This window comes from Bacillus sp. N6 (assembly GCF_052805735.1).
Map to the genome: position 1 here is coordinate 2,957,415 of NZ_CM127843.1, position 20,089 is coordinate 2,977,503.

Annotated in this window: 23 protein-coding genes, 1 pseudogene and 1 riboswitch; of the genes and pseudogenes, 7 read left to right on the forward strand and 17 right to left on the reverse strand. The window is 34.9% G+C overall.

Annotated elements, in window-relative coordinates:
• Nucleotides 1-13: 13 nt before the first annotated feature.
• Genes ACUXVC_RS15220 through ACUXVC_RS15230 form a run of 3 tightly spaced genes read right to left on the reverse strand, consistent with a single transcriptional unit; the run spans nt 14 to nt 1,868 of the window.
• The gene (locus tag ACUXVC_RS15220; protein ID WP_069355836.1) at nt 14-631 is read right to left on the reverse strand and encodes an ABC-2 transporter permease; all 618 of its coding nucleotides are present in this window, start codon (nt 629-631) and stop codon (nt 14-16) included.
• Complete coding sequence (locus ACUXVC_RS15225) at nt 619-1,491, reverse strand: ABC transporter ATP-binding protein (protein ID WP_069355837.1); 873 nt, start codon at nt 1,489-1,491, stop codon at nt 619-621. The genes ACUXVC_RS15220 and ACUXVC_RS15225 overlap by 13 nt, the downstream gene beginning before the upstream one ends.
• The gene (locus ACUXVC_RS15230; protein WP_001167462.1) at nt 1,479-1,868 is read right to left on the reverse strand and encodes a GntR family transcriptional regulator; all 390 of its coding nucleotides are present in this window, start codon (nt 1,866-1,868) and stop codon (nt 1,479-1,481) included. The genes ACUXVC_RS15225 and ACUXVC_RS15230 overlap by 13 nt, the downstream gene beginning before the upstream one ends.
• A 302-nt stretch (nt 1,869-2,170) precedes the next feature.
• On the opposite strand from ACUXVC_RS15230, the pseudogene ACUXVC_RS15235 reads away from it, so the two are divergent.
• A pseudogene (locus tag ACUXVC_RS15235) lies at nt 2,171-2,257 on the forward strand (DUF4240 domain-containing protein); the annotation flags it as partial.
• Nucleotides 2,258-2,318: 61 nt separating this feature from the next.
• Here the strand turns inward: ACUXVC_RS15235 and ACUXVC_RS15240 are convergent.
• On the reverse strand, nt 2,319-2,660 hold the full coding sequence (locus ACUXVC_RS15240) for an SMI1/KNR4 family protein (RefSeq protein ID WP_206766296.1): 342 nt from the start codon (nt 2,658-2,660) through the stop codon (nt 2,319-2,321).
• 278 nt (nt 2,661-2,938) lie between these two features.
• On the reverse strand, nt 2,939-3,964 hold the full coding sequence (locus tag ACUXVC_RS15245) for an SDR family oxidoreductase (protein WP_069355838.1): 1,026 nt from the start codon (nt 3,962-3,964) through the stop codon (nt 2,939-2,941).
• Nucleotides 3,965-4,190: 226 nt separating this feature from the next.
• Here ACUXVC_RS15245 and ACUXVC_RS15250 point away from each other — a divergent pair, with 226 nt between their 5' ends.
• On the forward strand, nt 4,191-4,946 hold the full coding sequence (locus tag ACUXVC_RS15250; RefSeq protein ID WP_446025737.1) for a CPBP family intramembrane glutamic endopeptidase: 756 nt from the start codon (nt 4,191-4,193) through the stop codon (nt 4,944-4,946).
• Nucleotides 4,947-5,166: 220 nt separating this feature from the next.
• On the opposite strand, the gene ACUXVC_RS15255 is transcribed toward ACUXVC_RS15250, so the two are convergent.
• The 4 genes from ACUXVC_RS15255 to ACUXVC_RS15270 are packed head-to-tail and all read right to left on the reverse strand — an operon-like array spanning nt 5,167 to nt 7,967.
• The gene (locus ACUXVC_RS15255; protein WP_095690638.1) at nt 5,167-6,108 is read right to left on the reverse strand and encodes a serine hydrolase domain-containing protein; all 942 of its coding nucleotides are present in this window, start codon (nt 6,106-6,108) and stop codon (nt 5,167-5,169) included.
• A 24-nt stretch (nt 6,109-6,132) separates the two neighbouring features.
• Complete coding sequence (locus ACUXVC_RS15260; protein WP_446025738.1) at nt 6,133-7,023, reverse strand: AraC family transcriptional regulator; 891 nt, start codon at nt 7,021-7,023, stop codon at nt 6,133-6,135.
• A 48-nt stretch (nt 7,024-7,071) separates the two neighbouring features.
• Entirely contained in the window at nt 7,072-7,542 is a 471-nt protein-coding gene (locus ACUXVC_RS15265) for a GNAT family N-acetyltransferase (RefSeq protein ID WP_069355841.1), read from the reverse strand.
• A gap of 17 nt (nt 7,543-7,559) precedes the next feature.
• Nucleotides 7,560-7,967: a DUF3980 domain-containing protein gene (locus tag ACUXVC_RS15270; protein ID WP_000610492.1), complete on the reverse strand. Its 408-nt coding sequence runs from the start codon at nt 7,965-7,967 to the stop codon at nt 7,560-7,562.
• Nucleotides 7,968-8,063: 96 nt separating this feature from the next.
• On the opposite strand from ACUXVC_RS15270, the gene ACUXVC_RS15275 reads away from it, so the two are divergent.
• The gene (locus ACUXVC_RS15275) at nt 8,064-8,531 is read left to right on the forward strand and encodes an NUDIX hydrolase (protein ID WP_098125924.1); all 468 of its coding nucleotides are present in this window, start codon (nt 8,064-8,066) and stop codon (nt 8,529-8,531) included.
• An 18-nt stretch (nt 8,532-8,549) separates the two neighbouring features.
• Here the strand turns inward: ACUXVC_RS15275 and ACUXVC_RS15280 are convergent, their stop codons facing one another.
• Nucleotides 8,550-9,461: a DMT family transporter gene (locus tag ACUXVC_RS15280; protein WP_053564117.1), complete on the reverse strand. Its 912-nt coding sequence runs from the start codon at nt 9,459-9,461 to the stop codon at nt 8,550-8,552.
• A 125-nt stretch (nt 9,462-9,586) separates the two neighbouring features.
• On the opposite strand from ACUXVC_RS15280, the gene pdxR reads away from it, so the two are divergent.
• Both pdxR and ACUXVC_RS15290 read left to right on the forward strand, forming a co-directional pair.
• Nucleotides 9,587-11,038, forward strand: coding sequence for a MocR-like pyridoxine biosynthesis transcription factor PdxR (gene pdxR, locus ACUXVC_RS15285; protein ID WP_069355842.1), 1,452 nt, complete (start codon nt 9,587-9,589; stop codon nt 11,036-11,038).
• A gap of 70 nt (nt 11,039-11,108) precedes the next feature.
• Nucleotides 11,109-11,549 (forward strand): YaiI/YqxD family protein, encoded by a 441-nt coding sequence (locus ACUXVC_RS15290; RefSeq protein WP_069355843.1) that lies wholly within the window; start codon nt 11,109-11,111, stop codon nt 11,547-11,549.
• An 86-nt stretch (nt 11,550-11,635) separates the two neighbouring features.
• Here the strand turns inward: ACUXVC_RS15290 and ACUXVC_RS15295 are convergent, their stop codons facing one another.
• From ACUXVC_RS15295 to ACUXVC_RS15320, 6 genes are all read right to left on the reverse strand, one after another.
• Nucleotides 11,636-11,950: a DUF3892 domain-containing protein gene (locus tag ACUXVC_RS15295; protein ID WP_000358161.1), complete on the reverse strand. Its 315-nt coding sequence runs from the start codon at nt 11,948-11,950 to the stop codon at nt 11,636-11,638.
• An 80-nt stretch (nt 11,951-12,030) separates the two neighbouring features.
• Nucleotides 12,031-12,855 (reverse strand): DUF2785 domain-containing protein, encoded by an 825-nt coding sequence (locus ACUXVC_RS15300; protein WP_001006685.1) that lies wholly within the window; start codon nt 12,853-12,855, stop codon nt 12,031-12,033.
• A gap of 117 nt (nt 12,856-12,972) precedes the next feature.
• Nucleotides 12,973-13,644 carry a hypothetical protein gene (locus ACUXVC_RS15305; RefSeq protein WP_446025739.1) on the reverse strand — a complete coding sequence of 224 codons (672 nt, stop codon included), beginning with the start codon at nt 13,642-13,644 and terminating at the stop codon, nt 12,973-12,975.
• Nucleotides 13,645-13,794: 150 nt separating this feature from the next.
• Nucleotides 13,795-14,538 carry a metallophosphoesterase family protein gene (locus tag ACUXVC_RS15310; protein WP_000357656.1) on the reverse strand — a complete coding sequence of 248 codons (744 nt, stop codon included), beginning with the start codon at nt 14,536-14,538 and terminating at the stop codon, nt 13,795-13,797.
• 13 nt (nt 14,539-14,551) lie between these two features.
• Nucleotides 14,552-15,481, reverse strand: coding sequence for an aminoglycoside phosphotransferase family protein (locus ACUXVC_RS15315; protein ID WP_000392093.1), 930 nt, complete (start codon nt 15,479-15,481; stop codon nt 14,552-14,554).
• Between the two features lie 14 nt (nt 15,482-15,495).
• Nucleotides 15,496-16,293, reverse strand: a complete 798-nt coding sequence (locus ACUXVC_RS15320) for a VOC family protein (RefSeq protein WP_000943372.1) — start codon at nt 16,291-16,293, stop codon at nt 15,496-15,498.
• 205 nt (nt 16,294-16,498) lie between these two features.
• Between ACUXVC_RS15320 and ACUXVC_RS15325 the strand changes: the two genes are divergently transcribed.
• Nucleotides 16,499-17,401, forward strand: coding sequence for a sulfite exporter TauE/SafE family protein (locus ACUXVC_RS15325; RefSeq protein ID WP_446025740.1), 903 nt, complete (start codon nt 16,499-16,501; stop codon nt 17,399-17,401).
• 36 nt (nt 17,402-17,437) lie between these two features.
• Here the strand turns inward: ACUXVC_RS15325 and ACUXVC_RS15330 are convergent, their stop codons facing one another.
• Nucleotides 17,438-17,887, reverse strand: a complete 450-nt coding sequence (locus ACUXVC_RS15330) for a GNAT family N-acetyltransferase (protein ID WP_446025741.1) — start codon at nt 17,885-17,887, stop codon at nt 17,438-17,440.
• Between the two features lie 320 nt (nt 17,888-18,207).
• A riboswitch (Lysine riboswitch) is annotated at nt 18,208-18,401 on the forward strand.
• Between the two features lie 112 nt (nt 18,402-18,513).
• Here ACUXVC_RS15330 and ACUXVC_RS15335 point away from each other — a divergent pair.
• On the forward strand, nt 18,514-19,980 hold the full coding sequence (locus tag ACUXVC_RS15335; RefSeq protein ID WP_001083396.1) for an amino acid permease: 1,467 nt from the start codon (nt 18,514-18,516) through the stop codon (nt 19,978-19,980).
• The last annotated feature ends 109 nt before the right edge of the window (nt 19,981-20,089 follow it).

Here is a 20,089-nt window from a genome sequence, read left to right on the forward strand (position 1 = left end):
TTAGAACTTGCTATTAAAGAGCCTTGTTCTGATAGATACGAATAGATAATATCCATGAACCCCCATAGCACCCCACTGCTATGACAGCAAATAAAAGAAATAATTTCAAATCTGAAATCTCCTTTAAAAAGGTCAGTACGCCATTAGCATATTTATTTAATAAATATGGAGTATTTCGCATTAAATATATAACTCCAATAGATAAAAATATAAAAACTGGTACAAGTGTTTTCACTTTAAATGCAACAAAAAATGGGATGTAAAATGCTGTTATCAGCATGACTGCCAAGAAGCCTAGTATGTAACTTTCTAAGGAAAGTTGAAATTCCATGCTGTCTAAAATAAAATATTTTCCAACTAAACAAAATGGGGTGATTACTATTGTAAAAAGCAAGGTTCCAACGTATTTTGAACTTATAATTTCCTTCCTAGTATACGGTAATGAGTTTACTAAAATATTAGCATTATCTTTATCATCAGATTGATATGTGTTAATTACAAAAACGGCACTACAAATGATTATGACATATGCTACATCCATGCCGGCCCACAAATAGGTAACTAGAAATAAGAGATAAGCAGGCAAGAAAGTTTTTTGTAAAATCAAATCCTTTTTAATTAAATTAAGCATCTTGATTCCCCCTTTTTCATGAAATACATAATATCCTCTAAACTTGGTTTTTCAATCACCACATCCTTATCAAATAAGTTTTCGATAGAATGTGCATTTTCAATCAATCCCTCGAAACCTGTATTTGCCTTACGTACAGAAATAAATTCACGCTCAGTATCAAACTTTAACAAATCTAGTGGTCCTTTGACTAAAACATAATCCTCTGCAATGGCATAAATATCTTTTGTGAAAATATGCTTCCCATTTTGAATAAATGTAATATAATCGGCAATGCGGTCTAAATCTGTTGTAATATGTGATGAGAAAAAGATAGTTTTCTCTCCATCCTGCATAATATTTTGTAGAACATCCAATAATTCTCTTCTGAATACAGGATCAAGTCCAGATGTAGGTTCATCCATAATAATTAGTTCAGCATGATGTGAAAGGGCAATTGCGAGAGAGGCTTTCATTTTCATTCCTTTGGAGAATGTTTTCATTTTTTTATTTAATGGTAATTCGAACAGATCTTTATAATATGTAAATTGGTTATAATCCCATTTTTTATAAGCAGGCGCAATAATTTTAGTAATTTCCTTTAATGTGAGTTCATCATAAAACACATTATCGTCATAAACGAAGCCAATTCTTTCTTTAATTCGTTTCGCATCAGTCGAATAGTTCATGCCAAATAAGGAGACGTTTCCACTATCCGGGTTTATTAGATTCATAATCATTTTAATCGTTGTAGATTTACCTGATCCATTTCCTCCAATAAAACCCGTAACAAATCCTTTTTTTACTTCCATCGAAAAATTGTTTATTTGAAACCCTTTAAAAGATTTACTGACATTTTGAAGTTCTATTACGTTTTCCAAAAGTTTTCCTCCTCGTATAAAATTGTAAGCATTTCTTTTAGCTCATTTAAAGAAACATCCATTTGCTTAGCATTTTGAATCGCTTCACATAACTTTTCTTCAACTGTTTTTAATTTTTCTTCTTTCATAGTTTCAATGTTTTGTTCTGCTACAAAGGACCCTCTTCCGACAATTGAATTAATAAAACCGTCTTTTTCCAGTTCTTCATATGCTCTTTTCGTTGTAATAATACTTACTCGTAAATCTTTTGCTAACTGACGCATTGAAGGAAGAGCATCTCCTTGTTTTAAATCACCTAGTAAAATAAGCTTTTTTATTTGGGCACTAATTTGTTCATAAATAGGTTCCTTTGAAGTGTTCGTAATAGTGATTTGCATGCAAATACCTCTTTTTAAATATATTGTATATATACTTTATATACAATATATACTATCGCACATTTTAAATCAACAGAAAATTTCCAAAATATAGTTACAAACACATTCTAATAATGTAATTAATACAACTTATTTATACAGGCCTTCCTTGTATTAGCCGGATTTTGAGGCGGCGGTCTTGCTACTAGCTAATACACGATAAAGACTTCGTTGTGTTTTACAGAAAAATTGGCACAACTGATAGTTTGAAAAAGAAAGAGTTTGAAATAGAAGAAAAATTTGAGGAAGTTGATATCAAGTTAGACTAGGATGAGGATGACGAAGAAGGACTGAAAAATATGTTTTCTAAGCTGTGGGAAATGTACGGAGAAGAACCAATTGAGTTATAAATTCACATACGAAAAACACCTTGTTTCTTTAGTAACAAGGCGTTTTTTCTTAGTACTATGTTTAAATTGTTATCTTTCCGCTCTTCCACCACTCCATAAAAATTTCTAACGAAGGAGCAACCCACGTTCTACTATCATTTTCATGGTTCCATACATATATATCATCTCTTTGCACTATTCCATTCAAAATGGAATAACCAAACAAATCACCATCTCCGCCATCAGCAAAAAATAATAAACAGTCAAAAGGCATATATAGATCCTTAAAATCAGCTATATTTCTCATATTCATATTTTCAGTTTTAATTTTTGAAGCAGACCATATAAAGTCCCCATATTCACCTTCTATACCGTTTGTTTCCTTTAATAATTGATATAAATCATTCGTTAACTCCACCTGCAAATTTTTTTAAACTTCAGCTAGTGCATCCTTTGTAGCTGGATTTTTTAAACTTAAGTTTGAGGAAATACTGCGAATGGTGTTTTTCCACATAATCTTTTCTCCTCCTATAATTCTTCATGTTCAATCAAGTTTATACCAATAATCAAATTGGGTATGTACTTGTATGACGAATCACTTGGTTGCTTTCTTTTCAGTAGAATATTCACCTACAAAACGAATTTCCCATTTTTTCTATTCTGTCGTTTCCCCCCTTAAATAAACAAGGGGCTCCGCTAAATTTATTGATACCATCTTTCTAACAATTCCTTCTCCCTCTCGCCTGAAATACCTGCTTTTAATTCCCATTCGTCCGTACTCTCCATCCACTCATACACATCTGTAACTGTCTCTTCTATTCTTCTAAAAGTAAGTCCTTCTTTAACAGCATTCTCGATACTTATAGAAAACCCGCCTCTCCACGGCTTCGTCTCACCATCTAATGGGAAAGTTTCTGGAATCCACAAAGGCATTTCTGTCCAAGGCTGCACATTATGTTCACTCATAAACGATTCGTCTACCCAAATGAATTCAGCATCGCTATTCGTAACCTTTTTACACGTATTTAGTAGCTCTTCCATCGTCAATTCATCATTCGGACCTGTTATATTAAATGTTCCTGCTTTATTATGTTCTGCCATATCGAGTCCAAATCTCGCGACATCTTTTATGTCAACTAATTGCACTGGACGATTTTTTCTTCCTGGTACTAACACTTTTCCGCCCTTTGCTACACGCTGAACCCAGTATGGAAGTCGATCTGTATAATCAAACATTCCTGAAAGAAGTCCTGCTCTTACGTGTAAAACACGCCCCGGCCAATACTTCTCTGCTTCTTTTTCGCATAATACTTTCAGTGCACCATAATGCTCATAAGGAGATATTTCACCATTTTCTACAGTCTTTATTTGCTCAGCCGTCGGTTCAGGTTGTAATATATAGTCTTCTTTTATGTCATGCGGAATCCAATCTTTATATACGGAAAGGCTTGAGATGAATATATAGTGTTCAATATTATCTTTAAGTACTTCTCCAACATTTCTAATGTGATGTGGAGAAAACCCACATGTATCCACGACAACATCCCATTTTCGATTTTCTAAACTGGATACATCACCATTTCTGTCCCCGATAAGCTGCTCCACTTCAGGAGAATTTTCTTTATTTGTTCCGCGGTTAAATAATGTAACTTCATGCCCTCTCTGTAAAGCCTCTTCTACGAAAGCTCTTCCTAAAAATCGTGTACCACCTAGAATTAATATCTTCATAGTTCTCCCCCATTCATGATTGAAAATCCTTTCTTTTGTTAAACGATTTTTTGTTGTGGAAAGTTACGGGGAAAGCTTAATTTTTTCTACAAGTTCAATATATGTAATTTCGACACTTTTTCTATGTTAAAAACAATAATATAGAAATATTCATTCTGTCGATTTCCATTTCATATATAATTAAAATATCGGATATTCGATTAACCACTTATACATACTTAGGCAGGTGAAAAATATTAATAAACACATAGTTTATCATTCAACATTATGTATTTATTTTCTCCCATCACTTGTATATATCATCTTGCTGAACATAGAAAATGGTCGTAATTATTTGGGGTTTACCATGGTTGTTCCACTTTTAGCTGTTATTTTATTTCAAAAATTATTTAAGAAACAAAACTTAGTTCACACATTTGGATTTTCACGTCCCAAAATAAAAACACTAATTTTCTCCATATTATTGCCACTACTTCTAGGACTATGTCTCCATTTCTATTTTTATAATGATGATATAAAGTTCTTATATCATCATTGGAATGAATTAGGATTTCTCTTGCTCGTTGGTCTTACAGTCGGATTTTTATCTGCATTATTAGAAGAGATTATATGGCGTGGGAATTTTCATTACTATTTACGAAAAAAATATTCATTCAAACAAACAGCTATTATTATAGCTTTTCTCTGGTCTTTATGGCATATTCCAGTATCAATCTTTTATAAAAACTATGAGTTTTGGTTTGTAGGAATATTAAGTTATCTTGCTTTATTATTTATATTATCTATCATTTTGACGTACACAAGGGAATATGGTGGTTCCGTAATATCACCAGCAATTTTACATGGTATGTTTAATGTATTTTATTTAACAGATGTAGTACAAAACAAGTGGGATGCCAGCCTAATAGAATTAATTAAATTTACCTTACTAGCAATTGTGCTGGGCACGATGTATCTTATACTGCACAAAGTTAAAAAATAGTTAAACAGCTAAGAAAAAAGATGTTTCTTCTTTTAGTTGAAAGCAGCCTTAATAGATTAAAAAGTACTTCAACACCTTGCAATTATTTAATAATCGTATAGGTGTTGAAGTTTTATAATCTTAGTTACATAACTTTGTTAACACCACACTTTTTTCTATCATGAAGTACAAAACAAGTTTAACTAAACCTTTCATTCTTATTTTCATAAAAATACCCATATTAATCTTTTAAATAAGGAAGTATGTATCCTTTAACTAACTCCCATCTATCCCGTGCATTCGGCATAATTTCAGAAGCAATTACTACAACCAAATCCAGCTTCGGAATACAACAAATCACATTCCCACCATCGCCCATTGCACAGTATGAAAAGATTCCAGCCTCTTCTCGTAACCACCATAAGTAACCATATTGATTTTGGTTCATTTCTGTCGATTCTTTTATCCATGATTTTGATAGTATTTGCTTTCCATTATGAATACCTTCATTCAAATACAGCTGTCCAAACTTAGCCATATCTTTAACTGTTAACGTTAGTCCCCAGCCACCTGTCGAAATACCACTTGGATCGTGAACCCATCCCTTTACATCTTTTCCAAATAAGTCATCAAATCCAAATGCTTTCATATTGTAGTTTGGAATTTCTCTCATGCCGAGTAGCTGAAATAAGTGTTCATTCGCAAATTCACGCGCACTTTTTCCTGTTGCACTCGTTATAATCGCTGATAGTAAATGAGCTCCTGCAGATGAATATTTAAAAGCTTCAATTTCTCCACCTTGTCCAATCCTATTCAAGGTATACTGTACCCAATCTCGTTGCGTACATAGCTCTTCTAGCGGTTCCTGCCAGTCTACGAAAGGATGTGGAGCCGTCATCGTAAGAAGATGTCGCACTGTTATTTCAGATGAATGAACGTTATATTCTGGGAAAAACTCTATTACTTTTTGATCAACGCTTTTTATATAACCTTTATTTACACATATCCCAATTAACGCAGAAATAATCGCTTTTGTGACTGACGCTATATGAAATGCATCATCTGGACCGTGACCATTATAATAATTTTCAAAAACAACATTGCCTCTCTGTACTACTAACATCCCATTAATATTTTTATATTCTTCTTTTATAATCAGATCTAACTTTTCAGCAGTTTTCATTATTCATTCCCCTTTAACCCATGATTAAAAAGGTTCGATAGGTACATATATATCAACTATATGTTTATTTTCTGGGTGCTGCCTTGGGTCATTTTTATACATTTCAAAAGGGTACGAATCTCTCGGTTTATATCCGCTATTGGGAAGCCACTCACCGTATAAGAAATCCCATGCTCCTTTATATTCATCTTGGAATATTTCAAAATGTCCTACTGCATATTTTCCAGAAGGTATTACCATTATTCCAACGTCGTTCGTTTCTACTGTGGATTCATCTGAAATTGTTACACATAGACTTGTTCTTAAATGATAGTCCTCAGTAAATTCATGATGATCGTGGTAAATGGTTAATACTTTCGTATCCTCAAATACATGATAGTTTTCCTCTGCTGCGTAATGAAATAATTTCTCTATCATGTTTGGAAAAGCTAGCGTTAACTCTTCATATGTACCGATATGTCTTATGTATGCGACGTTTATATCGTCCGCTGTTACAATTTCAACATTTCCTCGAACCTTCTTACATTCATTGTATTGAGGAATTCCCCTTACGTCTTTGCAATTCTTGCTATTGTCATTTCGATATTGAGACGGACTTACACCGTAATAATTTTTAAATGTTCGGGAGAAAACTGCTGAATCTGTGAAACCAAAATGGTAAGCGATATCCGTAATCGTCATATCCAATCGATATGTAAGAAGGTTTGTTGCCCTTTCTAACTTCAATCGATTTACATATCGTGATAACGGCTCGTCTACTATTCCTTTAAAAATTCTATGAAAATGAAACTTCGAAAATCCTGCTATATCCGCTAGCTTTTCAATGGATAGTGAACTGTCTATGTTTGATTCTATATAATCTTGAACCTTATGTATGCGTCTTAAATACTCATTTCTACTTTGTTTACTCTCCATATTTCTAGCTCCTCACAACAAAAAGGCTAACTTTGTGCTAGCCTACTTTTACACATTTTTCAAAAATAACACTCTACTCCCGCCGTTCCCATCATAATTTGTATGTACCGATACACCCTCTATCTCATCATCCCCAGCCTCAATTTGAAAGCCAATCTCCCTATGAAACTGTATTGATTTTTTATTTACTGGTGACGTGATTGCTTTTACAACTTTACGGTTATTTGCACGAGCGATATCAAAGAAATAAGAATACAATGTCGATGCAATTCCTCTTCTTCTATACTTCGGATTCACACCGATAAAATGAACGTATGCTTCATCTTTATATGTTTGTGAAAAAAAACCGCATAAGAAACCTAACGTTTCTCCCTCTTCTTCAATAATAAAACTCGTTTCTTGAAAGTGAATGAAGAACAATTTTGGCAACATGGCAGCCATGTCTCTCCCGCCCCACCAATCATTTAAAACAGAATGAATCTTTACATAATCTTCCCCTTGGATGTTTCTTACTCGCATATGTTTCTCCCTCTCACTCACTTCATTTTTTCATAAATTTTAATGACTGTTTCTACTAATAGGATGAATACCCATATCCCGCAAAATACGAGAACTGACTGAAATATAGAACCTAGCATAACAATACTTATTAAACCTAATTCTGATCCTGAAATGGACATTTCATCAAACCCCAGGTTATGTATAAATGGACCAGTTGAAAAAGCCATTAAAATAGATCCTATTAAATAAATCACACTCATTATTTTTAATATTTTTATAGAAAGATACGAAGTTTGTTTTTCTTCCACTTGTGATAATTCGATTTCTCCACTCGCAATTCCTTTTTGCAAACAGTCCTCACATAGAAATTCTTCCTTAATTTTTTTACCACCGTGCAATGTACCTGTAATTTCTTTACAGCGCGAACACTTTCGATTTATCATTTTGTTATCACTCCAATCTCGTAAGATTATACTTATACAATTCTATTTTTACCTTATTATTCCTTTTGTGTATTTTATAGAGAGGTGACGTGTTTTATGATATCTAAACTTATTTTTGGTTATAAAAAGCCTACTGAGCAATATGTATTACGGCCTAGTTGTTATGCAATTATTTTTAACTCAACTTCTTCAAACATTGCTATTATCCAAAAAGGAGACCGTTATTTTTTACCTGGTGGCGGTATGGAAGGTACCGAAACAAAAGATGAATGCTTACATCGTGAACTACTAGAGGAATTAGGATGGGTAATTGAAATTAATCAATATATCGGTAATGCAATGCGATATTTTTATGCGGAAAAAGAAGATACTTATTATTTAAACGATGGGTTCTTTTATATTGTGAACATGGTGCAGACACAAACTGAAAACTGTAAGGAAGATCATGTTTTGCGGTGGATGTCTCCTTTACTTGCTGTAGAGCTTCTCATTCATGATCATCAAAAATGGGCTGTTGAACAAGCGCTTTTATTACAAAAACCAAAAGGATCTCCTTCTATATGAAAGAGATCCTTTTTATTGTTAACTTACTTTTTTCAAATTGAGAGCTGGCTTTTGAATTCCACCCTTTTTTACAACATATAAACCGATAAAGATTATAAGTCCGCCAACGAGTTGCATCATGTTGATTTGCTCTCCGATAGTTACTGCCGCGAAGATAACTGCGAACAATGGTACAAGATACATATAAACCATTACTTTCGTTGAGCCTATTTTACTAATACCGACATACCACATTGCAAGTCCGAAGATTGTCGCGAAGACGATTGAATATGCTAGAGACCCCCAGCTTGGCATGTCTACTGGCCACGTTAATGTATTTACGTTGAATAAACAATATACAACGAGAGGTACAATTCCAATTAAAGTTGACCAAGATGTGACTCTCATTGCGGAATATTTTGTTATAAGAGGTTGCGCTAATATTGGGTACCATCCCCACGCAATCGCTGCGACTAATCCAATTATGTTTCCGAGCCACGCATATTCGTAAGTAGCTCCTCCTGTATGCCCTGTTAATAAAACGAATGCTGCACCAACAAAGGCCACTATTGAACCAATTTGTACTTTCATCGAAAAACGTTCTTGTTTGTGCAATACTGCTAATATCCCTGTAAAAATAGGTGACATTGCAATTAATAATGAGGCGTTTGTTGCTGAAGTATATTTCACAGATAGCATAAACATCGTTTGATACATTGTTGTACCAACGATACCGACTGCTACTAATCGTAACCAATCTTTTCTTTCAATACGTAATGAGCGTTCCATCATAAAAGTGATAAGTAATAATACCGGTGATGCTACTAAAAATCGTAAACTATTAAATTGAATGGATGACATAAATGCCACTCCATACTTTCCTATTGTATAATTTGCTCCCCATACTAATGCAACTGATACTAGGAGCCATTCCATTTGCCATCGTTTCATCCGAATCTCCCCTTCCCTATTTAGCATAGTAAAATTGGCTGGATATAACACCGTCCAATTGGCTGTTTTTTTACCCAGCCAATTTGCTATACTTGATGTATATAAGAGATACGGAGGCGTTTTTTATGGAATGGAAACTAGATAGTGACAGTAAAATCCCTATTTATCAGCAAGTTGTTGACTTTATTGAAAAACGTATTACATATGGAGAACTTCCTCCAGGAAGCTTCCTCCCTTCAGAACGGAAATTAGCTACGCAGTTAAATGTAAACAGAAGTACAGTAACGACTGCTTATAATGAACTACGTGCTATGGGAATTGTAGAGAGTACGACTGGTAAAGGAACACGAGTGAGTACACATATGTGGGGTGTTTCTCCAACATTAACGCCGAACTGGAGAAATTTCGTAGAAGGTGGTACTTTTTTACCAAACTTACCACTACTTCGCCATATTCGGGCAGAAGTACAACAAAATGAAAATATTATTGATTTTGCAAACGGAGAGCTCGGTTGTAATCTTTATCCCCACGATCAACTACAAGCGATTTTACGTGAACAACCGTTAACGCATTCATTAAGTTACGATCATCCGCAAGGCTATCTCCCGCTAAGACAAGCGGTCGTAAAATATATGAAGGAATATTTAAAAGTTGAGGCGACTGAACAATCCATTATGATTACATCTGGCGCACAGCAAGCACTTCACCTTATCGTGCAATGTTTATTAAATCCAGGTGATGCCGTTGCTTTCGAAAGTCCTTCACACTGTTATTCCTTGCCGTTATTCCAATCAGCAGGTATTCGTATTTTCCCGTTACCTGTCGATGAACATGGTATTAATCCAAATGATGTACAGGAGTTATATAGAAAACACCGTATTAAAATGATCTTTTTAAATCCAAACTTCCAAAATCCTACGGGGACGATGCTTCATCCAAACCGTAGAAAAAAACTATTATCACTTTGCGCAGATTTACGAATTGCAATCGTTGAAGATGATCCCTCTAGTTTGCTGACGCTAGAAAAGAAACAACCTTGTCCTACTTTGAAATCAATAGATGAAAACGGAACTGTCATTTATGTACATTCTTTATCAAAAATGATTGCGCCAGGATTACGAGTCGGTTGGCTTGTCGCCCCACAGTCTGTCGTAGAGCGATTGTCAGACGCACGGCACCAAATGGAATTAGGAATGAGTATTTTCCCGCAGTGGCTTATGCAGCAATTTTTCGAAACCGTACCATTTCAGTCTCATATCGTACCGTTACGAAAACAATTAGCAGAAAAAAGAGACGTTATCGTTCGTGCCCTAAACGAGCAACTTCATGATAAAATCTCTTTTTCAAACCCTACTGGTGGTATATACATTTGGGGGAAATTAAAAGAACCTATAAACGAAAAACAACTCATTATGCAAAGTTTAAAACAAGAAATTGCTTTTATGCCAGGTAGTATTTTCGGTGCGAAAGATGGTTATATACGTTTATCTTATGGAAAAGTGGATATTGATCAAATTGCGGAAGGTATTTCTCGTTTACGCCAGGCTATTTTGGTATGTGAAAATAACTTTAAATAAAGCTTTCTCGTTTGACAAAACCTAAATCTACCATTATTATCAACTCGAACCTATTTATAGGAGTGATAAAATGAAGATTTACGTTGATGCAGATGCTTGTCCTGTAAAAGATGTGATTATTTTTGAGGCTACGAATGTGGAAATTCCTGTTACCCTCGTTACTAGTTTTTCACATTATTCTAATGCAGAGCAGCCAAAAGGTGTCGAAACAATTTATGTTGATTCTGGAGCAGATGCTGCAGATTACCGAATTATGCAGTTAGCAAAAAAAGAAGATTTAATCGTAACACAAGATTACGGTCTTGCTTCGCTCGCTTTAGCAAAAGGCTGTATCGTACTACACCATAAAGGCTATAAGTATACGAATGATAACATTGAACAATTGTTACAAACACGATATTTAAGTGCAATGGTTCGAAAAAGTGGTAAGCGTACAAAAGGACCGAAACCATTTACAGCAGAAGATAAAGAGAAATTTAGAGCGCTCTTTAAAAGTATGATCGCACTTTAAAAATGAATCGTCTATTTGCTAGGAAAACTTCGCAAAACAAAGAAGAGAATATCGTAATGAACATTCTCTTCTTGAGGTTTACCCGTTTAAAATGAAGGTAAATTATCTAAGTTATTTTCTTTTATTCCATCCGGTTCACTACGTATAATATCTCTGCCATACTTATGAAATACGTCCACATGAGCTAACTTCCCTGATTTCGCTTCATTAAGAGCAGTCATATAATCTAACTCTCTCCCGCTACTTGTTTTAAAAGCAATCAAATCACCTTCATCATTTTTACGAACAGCAACAATTTGTTCTGCTCCTGAAGTAACTTCCTGAGCTATTTCAAATTGAGCTTGCTCTTCCCCTTGATGTAAATAATCATTATATACTTTTTCAAAGTCTTTTTTGTCCATTAAACTCACCTCCAAAACATTTTATTAGTATGGTTGGGAGGTGTTGGTTTTATGTACTTTTCTGTTAGAAAAACGAATTTTTAATACCTACGCAACCCTTTCAAAGTCTCCAATACATCATCTGTAAAGGCTGTATTACCCTCTGTCTCTAAAACTCTAAAATATAAACTTCTTAAGAAAGCTCTAATATTTTGTACTAAAATAGCATGCTGCGGATGTCGGATGTCCTCAACAGTTGCTATACTATGTAGCCAATTGCTCCACTCTTCTTCAGTTAAAAGCTTTTGGTTATGTAACGACATAATTGGCTTTACTAATCTCTCATCCTCAAAGTGTACATATACGTAATCACTCAATCGAACCTTCTGACGAACAGCCGCAAGAATCGCATATGAAAACTCACGATTTTGAATTGTACGTGCTAACGCATCGAGCGCATCTGCTGCATGTGCAGTAGAGTGTGCCCAGCCTTTTCCTTCTACGTAGCCCCTTACATCTTCTTCTAAATATACATATTCCAACACTTGTTCTGCCACACTGTACAATTGTTCTTCCGATAACAACGGTTCTCTTTCATGAACAGATAAAATAAGTGGTGGAATTAATACGGAGAATGCACGTTTAAATACAGAGTCTGTTCCCTTTTCACCAATTTTATAAAATAAATAATCAGGACTAATTGCTTGTAACATTAATCCTCTTAACTCTTTTTGTCTAAATACATCATTTGTAATCCATGTGTGAAGCGTACTATAAATTAAATCATCACGTAATTCAGCATCAGGTGATCCGATATAATCTAGCATCCATTGCGCATATGGATATGCATCTACGTCTTCTGGTACAGCATAATTGTTATTTTTAATTTGTAGTAGTTCTTCTTTTAGTTCGAGTACTTCATTCATTATATTTCTTGTCCCCTTTTTGCGTTTTTTATTGTCTTATCCCCTTTTATTTGCTTCATAAAATTAATTTAATTATAACAATAAACAAAAGGCTATACATATATTTCTGATTATGTATTACGCTCTTTCATGAAATATAACTTCTGGATTTCCTAAATCACTATTCTTAAATATAACATTCGCACACTCTTTTGGATTATGCTCATCTATATACATCTTACAGGCCGCATGATATCTGTTCAAAAACATCTTCTCTGCTTCTTCATAACTTCCAAAAGCTTCAGTTTCCCGCTTCGCACCACGTTTTCTCGCAATCTCAAAATTTGTATCTACAAAGATTTTGTAATCAAATAAATACGCAACGTCTTTTTTCAATAGAAACGTTCCATCTACTATTAATATCATATTTTGCGTGGCCAATAGCGGCTCATTATGTACAGACATATCCGTTATTAAGTTATGAGAAATCGTTTCATACTGTAAAGTCCCGTTAGGTCCTAAAGGCATTAATAATCTTTCTTTGAAAGCTGTATAATCGTGTGCATCTTCATAATACCCTCTTGCAGATTCTTTTCCTTTTGCATAGCGAATCACTCTTGGATTATGAAAATCATCAATGCTTGCGCGTGTTACTGGTAATCCTCGTTTTTTTATTTCTTCCGCTAATTCGTTTGCAAATGTTGTTTTTCCTGATGCTGTAATACCACTTACTCCAACTCTTGTTGGATAGGTTAAGTTTAGCTTTACAATATGATCTGCAATTTCTTTGATTCGTTGTTTTCGGTTCATGATATCTCCCTTTATAATTAGTTTACATAATATAATTATAAGTAACAATCCATGTCACTATTTGACGGTAAATTGATATCCTTTGTCGAATCGTTGATATATTTTAAGTTATGATAGATATATTTGAAAAATTGTTGATATATTATTAGCTTACTTCCCCTTAAACCCCCGATATAAGGCCGTCCGTAACTCTTGCTTATACTCTTCAATTTCTGGCATTTCGAGTTCTTCTGCTAATCTGATAGCTAATTCAATATCATACGGTACTCGTACAAGTTGAATAGAAAAGCTCGCCGCTTCTTTTTCATTATATGTTCCTTCAAATATTAAATAGGAAGCTTGCGTTATTTCAAGTGGGTTTCCTACGCTACCGGCATTACATAACGTTTTCCCTCTGAAATTTTGAACGAACGCTTGGTGAACGTCACCGTAACAAACGACATCTGGTTTTCTTTCCCCTTCTATATTTTCAGTCAAATCACTATTTTCGAACATACTAATACGCTCTTCTCTTGAAGCGTGTGGTTGAATTCTTTCATATAAACTTCTCGGTGAGGCGTGGAACATACGAATGAGTTTGCCGCTCATAAAAAATTCGATTGAAAATGGTAAACTTCTTAAATAGTCGTTTTGTTCTTCTGATAATTGTTTTTGATGCCATTTTAATGCTTCAAATTCAGTCGGCTTTGTAATAAAATCATCCCAGTTTCCCATTACGACTACTTCACATTCTTTACGAATGATTTCAATTGCTTCACTGGAATGAGGTCCTTTTCCTACTAAATCTCCAAGACAAATAATGCGCTCGATTCCTCTTAATTTAATATCATTTAACACGGATTCTAATGCTTGAATATTACCGTGAATATCTGAAATTACTGCTATTTTATCCATATAAATTACTCCTTTATTTATTAAATTCACTTGATTGATACCATTTTGGAATATAAGATGAAAAATGATTATGATCTTCTAAAATTCCATTTAATCTTTCCTTCATATCATCTAATAAATATGGTGTGCTTCGGTTTGTCCATACGATATCAGCCGGGAATATCATTGCTGCATATAATGAGTACAGTTTCCAAAAATGTAGATCAGGTTCTCCTCCGCAATAACCGTGAACTTGTCCAACCGCAAATGGTTTGCTTATATTCGTTGTAAATAGTGCTACTTTATAAAAATCATGAATAGGATCACCAATATCGAATCTAGCAAAATCAATGACAGCCCGAAACTCATTTTGGTCAATCATTATATTAGCCGGATGAAAATCGTCATGTAAAAATACGATGGGACGATTTTTTAATAAATCTTTATGATTTCCTACAAAATCTATCACTGTATTTAAACGAAAAAAGTCTACTTCATATTCTTTCAACGCTTCTAAGTATCTCTCATATTTACTCCATATAGACATTTCCCATGAATTACTTTTATCTTCTTTTTCAACTAAATGAATCTTTTTTAGTACTTCTCCAGCCTTTTTTCCAGCCCTATACTGCTCTTCTGTAGACAACGTTCTTAATATATCTTCACCATCTAATCCATCAATCCATTCAAAAACTTGTACACATTTATTGAATTTAGTAAGACTAATAAAATGAATTAATTTTGGCATAGGAATATGTAAAGAATCTAGCTGCTGCATATATTCATATTCTTCCTGCTTCCGTTCAAAATATGATGAATCGCATACTTTAATAAAATACGAGGCCCCACTCTCTAATTCAATTTTATATTTCTCATCGAATGAAAAGCCTTTTGAAATAACAGTCGCTTTTAACATACGAGGCCATTCTAGTTTTCTCTCTATCTCTCTAAGCATTTCTTCCACAACATTCACCTCTATTAATATATGTACAAACTACCTAGCACTTCATGCTCTCGTTTATTTCCACCTGTAAACTCTACTGCAAATGGATTTTCGCCATTCTTATTCAAATGTTCTAGCACTAGCCCTTCTTCAATCGGTTCACAAAACTGTACATGAATATCTCCAAACACTACACTTTGACACTCAGCATTCCATTTTTCATTTTTCACAACTGAGCTTGTAGATAGTCCCATTACTTCTTTCCATTTCCGCACCGTTTCTCGAACGTTTTTCACTGCATAATGGATCGTTTCAATTTGTTGTACTTTGTTTTTATGTTCCGTAATCGTTCCAATGTTACGTAGATCATTTCTTCTTTCTTCGTCCGTTTCATTCCACTGTATAAAGAAAGGTAATTTCAGTCCTTTCTCTTCTTGCTTAACAAATAACATTTTCCATTCTAAAAGCCGGCCATCTTTTCTCATGCGTTTCCCTTCAAATGGCCCTATCGTATGTAAGCCGTGCTTCTTAAAGTTAACTACTAGCTCCTCAATTGCATCTGTTCGGATTGCGATTTGTAGCATTCCTTCTCCATTTTGTAGTTTCACCACTGTTTCTTGTACTAATGGATTTTCTGCTTCTTTCGCTTTTTCTTCATGTTGAACTGCTAAAAATTCTATGTATGATAAGTCAAAATAACTTAAACTATTCCAAGTACCCCAGTTCGTATGCTCTCCGCCTAATACAGTATGAAATCCAAGTTCCTGCATTTGTTTTGCCGCTTCCTCCGGTGTACCATGAACTGTGTGAACGAGATGATCAAATCGTAACATGTCTTTCTCCCCTTTCTCTCCATCCTTTTATTGTATATTTTATTTTTCTTTCATTCAATTCAAAAACTTTAAAACCTAGTTGATTTATACGATTAATATGTATTATAATGAAACAAATTTAATTATTGCTGATTGGAAAAACCAAAGGCACTTTTCTCATACGGGAAAAGTGTCTTTTTCATTTATTATTACAGGGGGATTATTTATGCAGAAATTAATTGTCTTTGCTATTATCGGATTTTTCGCTCAATTGATCGATGGAGCACTTGGAATGGCGTATGGGGTAACGTCTACTTCACTATTATTAATGTTTGGTATTGCACCGGCTGTAGCTTCCGCGTCCGTTCATTTAGCTGAAGTGGTTACAACTGCAGCTTCTGGCGCATCTCATATCAAATTTGGAAACGTTGATAAATATACAGTTTCCAGGCTTACATTACCTGGGGCAATCGGCGCATTTGTTGGGGCATGTTTTTTAAGTAATTTGCCTGGCGATGTAATCAAACCGTACATTTCCGTATTTTTATTTACTTTAGGGGTTTATATTTTATTACGATTCATCATTCAAAAACAAATTGTCACTTCAAATAAGCGTATGTCTGCAAAACAACTTGTGCCGCTTGGTTTATTCGCTGGATTCGTTGATTCAACTGGTGGCGGTGGTTGGGGGCCGATTACGACGCCTGTTCTTCTAGCAAGAGGAAATGAAGCTAGAAAAGTTATTGGATCTGTAGATACGAGTGAATTTCCTGTTTCACTCGCTGCAACAATTGGCTTCTTCATCTCACTTGGCTGGGAACAAGTAAGCTGGGTTTGGGTATTTGCGTTAATGCTTGGCGGTATTGTCGCAGCTCCAATTGCTGCATGGTTAGTTCGTATCGTTCCAGCACATTTACTTGGGGTATTAGTTGGCGGTCTTATTATCTTTACGAATATACGTACACTGCTTACTACATTTAAAGTGGATCCAACTATTATTTCAATTTCTTACGTTGCAGTTGGTCTTGTCGTTATTATTTCTATTTTCATCGCTGTTCGAAATCATTCCAATCGTCCTAACGCATCAACCGCTGAGTATCCAAATGATCAGAAGCAAATGCTACCATAACTATAAAAAATACCGCCCAATTTAGAGCGGTATTTTTTATTTTTCTATTTTCCAATTAATCATCGTTTCTGTAGCATTTACTCTCTTCATATGTAACTTTTCTAAAACACGAATCGAACTATAATTATCTAGAAGTGTCTCTGCAATTATTGTTTCTACCTCTCCTGTTTTGAAAGCCCAATCGATTAGTTCTCTTACAGCTTCTGTTGCATAGCCCATATTCCAATATTTCTCAATAAATCCATAGCCAATTTCCACTGTTTGATTCTCGTTTGGTTTCCCTTTAAACCCAATATCACCTAAAACGCTATCATCTTCTTTCCGAAGAACATACCACGCCCCCCATGGTAATAAAGCCACATCTTGTTTTACATTCTTTACATGCCCTACAATATGCGGGCCGCTATTGTATCCTTGCTCGTTAGCGACTTGAATCCTCTCTTCTGTACACGGCACTATATAGAGCCTTTCTGTTTCTAATTTCATTTTGATTTCCCCTTTTTGCTTAAACGTTACTCTAATTATAACAAATAATATGGCTTTATTATGAATGTCGAATTATATTTTTCTGAATTTTCTTTTAATTTAGAGGGTTTTTCAATATTTTTTGCGAAACATTTGTATAACAATTTTTTCTTTGCTTATTGCTACATAATAGTAGGTTCGGGTGGAGTTTTGCAAGCGTTTCCTATACAATAACCGATATTTTTTGACTTTTCCTAACAAAATATCTTGCAATATATTCAGAAAGTCATTACAATTGCCATATATTAAAAATCTTAGCAATATATAAATCCTCATCAATCCGATGAGGTAGAGGTTGCGACTTTTAATAGTAAAACGGACGAGACACAGAGAATGTCAGCTGACTCCGTTTGAAAGGAAAAGTTGCCGAAGTTTATATTTCTTCTCTGGAAATATGAGCTGGGGCTGTCTCCGAAAGGAACAGAACTGTCACGTTTACAAAATTACCGTGTAAACGTGGGGTGCTATCTTAACGGAAGGGTATGATGGGGTGGTTATTTGTGAAACGTTCCGCCAAATTCCTTTGGCGGTTTTTTGTATTTTTCTCCCCCGCTCCTTCCTAACCTACAAGAAAAGGAGTGTTGAACATGAATAGCGCAACAAATCAATCTACCTCTAAAACGCAAACTACACAAGGACAAGGTGAATTAAAACGCGGATTAAAATCTCGTCACCTTACGATGATTTCTCTCGGTGGTACAATTGGTACCGGACTATTTCTTGCCAGCGGTGGTGTCATCCATACAGCTGGACCTGGTGGCGCATTAATTGCATACGCCGCAATTGGAATTATGGTTTATTTTTTAATGACAAGCTTAGCTGAACTTGCAGCTTACATGCCTGTTACTGGATCTTTTAGCACGTATGCAACAAAATTTGTTGATCCATCACTTGGCTTTGCACTTGGATGGAACTATTGGTATAACTGGGCAATTACGATTGCTGCTGAACTTGCAGCCGTAACATTAATTATGAAATTTTGGTTCCCAGATACCCCTTCTCTTATTTGGAGCGGATTATGTTTAGCTATTATTTTCCTTTTAAACTATTTATCTGTTAAAGGGTTTGGTGAATCTGAATATTGGTTCGCACTTATTAAAGTAGTTACGATTATTATCTTTTTAATTGTTGGTTTCATGATGATTTTTGGAATTATGGGCGGTGAAACGGTTGGATTTAAAAACTTCACTGTTGCAGATGCACCATTTAACGGCGGTATCATGGCAATTATCGGTGTGTTTATGGCAGCTGGTTTCTCATTCCAAGGTACTGAACTATTAGGAGTAGCTGCTGGTGAAACGTCTGATCCAGAACGTAATATCCCAAAAGCAATTCGTTCAATCTTTTGGCGTATTCTTTTATTCTATATCCTTGCGATTCTCGTTATCGGTTTATTAATTCCTTATACAACTGAAAGCCTTGCTGCAAGTGATGTTACAGTAAGTCCGTTTACACTTATTTTTGAAAAAGCGGGCGTTGCCTTTGCTGCTTCTGTTATGAACGCTGTTATTTTAACTGCTGTACTATCTGCTGGTAACTCTGGTATGTATGCATCAACTCGTATGCTTTGGGATTTAGCACGCCAAGGAAAAGCACCAAAGTTTCTTGGTAAATTAGATAGCCGCGGTGTACCTGTTAACGCGTTAATCGTAACGTCAATTGTTGGTAGTATTGCTTTCATTGCTTCTTTATTCGGTGATGGTGTTGTATACATTTGGTTATTAAACGCATCCGGAATGTCTGGTTTTATCGCATGGGTTGGAATTGCAATTAGTCATTACCGTTTCCGTAAAGCATATATCGCACAAGGAAAAGATTTAAATGACTTACCATATAGAGCAAAATGGTTCCCATTCGGTCCAATCTTCGCATTTACACTTTGTATCATCGTAATTTTAGGACAAAACTACGGCGCATTTATGGGTGAAGCAATTGATTGGAACGGTGTACTCGTTTCTTACATCGGTTTACCACTCTTCTTAGTACTATGGTTAGGTTATAAATTTACGAAAAAAACAAAAGTGATTCCACTTGATAAATGTGAACTAAAATAAAGTGAAACGAGCAAACAAATTTGTTTGCTCGTTTTTTGTTGCAAACCTCTTTACTTCCCTATTGCTCCTGTTTTTGCAATAATAAAGGAAATATAAATAAAGGTTGGGA

What these genes read in the sequence shown, in the direction of transcription:
- ACUXVC_RS15220 (WP_069355836.1), bottom strand. Translation starts at nt 631, where the DNA reads ATGCTTAATTTAATTAAAAAGGATTTGATTTTACAAAAAACTTTCTTG.
- ACUXVC_RS15230 (WP_001167462.1), bottom strand. Translation starts at nt 1,868, where the DNA reads ATGCAAATCACTATTACGAACACTTCAAAGGAACCTATTTATGAACAA.
- ACUXVC_RS15245 (WP_069355838.1), bottom strand. Translation starts at nt 3,964, where the DNA reads ATGAAGATATTAATTCTAGGTGGTACACGATTTTTAGGAAGAGCTTTC.
- ACUXVC_RS15255 (WP_095690638.1), bottom strand. Translation starts at nt 6,108, where the DNA reads ATGAAAACTGCTGAAAAGTTAGATCTGATTATAAAAGAAGAATATAAA.
- ACUXVC_RS15260 (WP_446025738.1), bottom strand. Translation starts at nt 7,023, where the DNA reads ATGGAGAGTAAACAAAGTAGAAATGAGTATTTAAGACGCATACATAAG.
- ACUXVC_RS15265 (WP_069355841.1), bottom strand. Translation starts at nt 7,542, where the DNA reads ATGCGAGTAAGAAACATCCAAGGGGAAGATTATGTAAAGATTCATTCT.
- ACUXVC_RS15270 (WP_000610492.1), bottom strand. Translation starts at nt 7,967, where the DNA reads ATGATAAATCGAAAGTGTTCGCGCTGTAAAGAAATTACAGGTACATTG.
- ACUXVC_RS15275 (WP_098125924.1), top strand. Translation starts at nt 8,064, where the DNA reads ATGATATCTAAACTTATTTTTGGTTATAAAAAGCCTACTGAGCAATAT.
- ACUXVC_RS15280 (WP_053564117.1), bottom strand. Translation starts at nt 9,461, where the DNA reads ATGAAACGATGGCAAATGGAATGGCTCCTAGTATCAGTTGCATTAGTA.
- pdxR (WP_069355842.1), top strand. Translation starts at nt 9,587, where the DNA reads ATGGAATGGAAACTAGATAGTGACAGTAAAATCCCTATTTATCAGCAA.
- ACUXVC_RS15290 (WP_069355843.1), top strand. Translation starts at nt 11,109, where the DNA reads ATGAAGATTTACGTTGATGCAGATGCTTGTCCTGTAAAAGATGTGATT.
- ACUXVC_RS15295 (WP_000358161.1), bottom strand. Translation starts at nt 11,950, where the DNA reads ATGGACAAAAAAGACTTTGAAAAAGTATATAATGATTATTTACATCAA.
- ACUXVC_RS15300 (WP_001006685.1), bottom strand. Translation starts at nt 12,855, where the DNA reads ATGAATGAAGTACTCGAACTAAAAGAAGAACTACTACAAATTAAAAAT.
- ACUXVC_RS15305 (WP_446025739.1), bottom strand. Translation starts at nt 13,644, where the DNA reads ATGAACCGAAAACAACGAATCAAAGAAATTGCAGATCATATTGTAAAG.
- ACUXVC_RS15310 (WP_000357656.1), bottom strand. Translation starts at nt 14,538, where the DNA reads ATGGATAAAATAGCAGTAATTTCAGATATTCACGGTAATATTCAAGCA.
- ACUXVC_RS15320 (WP_000943372.1), bottom strand. Translation starts at nt 16,293, where the DNA reads ATGTTACGATTTGATCATCTCGTTCACACAGTTCATGGTACACCGGAG.
- ACUXVC_RS15325 (WP_446025740.1), top strand. Translation starts at nt 16,499, where the DNA reads ATGCAGAAATTAATTGTCTTTGCTATTATCGGATTTTTCGCTCAATTG.
- ACUXVC_RS15330 (WP_446025741.1), bottom strand. Translation starts at nt 17,887, where the DNA reads ATGAAATTAGAAACAGAAAGGCTCTATATAGTGCCGTGTACAGAAGAG.
- ACUXVC_RS15335 (WP_001083396.1), top strand. Translation starts at nt 18,514, where the DNA reads ATGAATAGCGCAACAAATCAATCTACCTCTAAAACGCAAACTACACAA.